The sequence below is a fragment of the Allobosea sp. P4_C6 genome, assembly GCF_056402015.1.
In genome coordinates this window covers 1-819 of the sequence record NZ_JBFUIF010000304.1, presented here as the reverse complement: position 1 = coordinate 819, position 819 = coordinate 1, and the positions used below count along the sequence as shown (strand labels likewise).

Below are 819 nucleotides of genomic sequence, written 5' to 3'. Positions count from 1 at the left end.
GTCTAGGTTCGATGACCGCCGTCGATGTCTCCGCCGTCGATCTCGCGGAACTGCTCGAAGCGCTCCAGCTGGTCCGTCGGGGCGAGTTTTCAATCAGGCTGCGCAGCAACCAAAGCGGCGTTGCCGGTAAGATCGCCGACACCTTCAACGACATTGTCAGTGCCAATGAAAGAATGGCGCGCCAGCTTGAACAGGTTGGCGAAATTGTGGGCCAGGAGGGGAAGACGCGCACCCGAGTTCGCCTCGGCCTGTCGGACGGCGCCTGGGCGGAGATGGAAAACTCCGTCAACACGCTAATCGACGATCTGCTCTGGCCGACCGCCGCCATGACGCGCACCATCGCCGCAGTCGCCAAGGGTGATCTGCTGCAGCCGGTCCCACTCGACGTGGACGGCCGCCCGCTAAAGGGCGAGTTCCTCCGCTCGGCGACCATCGTCAACACCATGATCGAGCAGCTCAGCATCTTCACCTCCGAAGTGACCCGCGTGGCGCGCGAAGTGGGGACGGACGGAAAGCTCGGCGGCCAGGCGCAAATCAGGGAAGTGACTGGCGTCTGGAAGGACCTGACCGAGAGCGTCAACTCCATGGCATCGAACCTGACCGCCCAGGTCCGCAATCTTGCCGAGGTAACCATAGCCGTAGCCAATGGCGACCTGTCGAAGAAGATCACCGTCGATGTCCGCGGAGAGATACTGCAGCTGAAGGAAGCCATCAATACGATGGTCGATCAGTTGCGTTCCTTCGCCTCGGAAGTGACGCGTGTCGCGCGCGAGGTGGGCACGGAGGGCAAACTCGGCGGTCAAGCGATCGTGCCCGGCG

1 protein-coding gene is annotated in these 819 nt (G+C 62.6%); it reads left to right on the top strand.

Features of this window, described 5'->3' with window-relative positions:
• Positions 1–11: 11 nt before the first annotated feature.
• Positions 12–819: HAMP domain-containing protein (locus tag AC1DVA_RS28825; RefSeq protein ID WP_476808193.1), on the top strand; the 808-nt coding region annotated here is incomplete at its 3' end.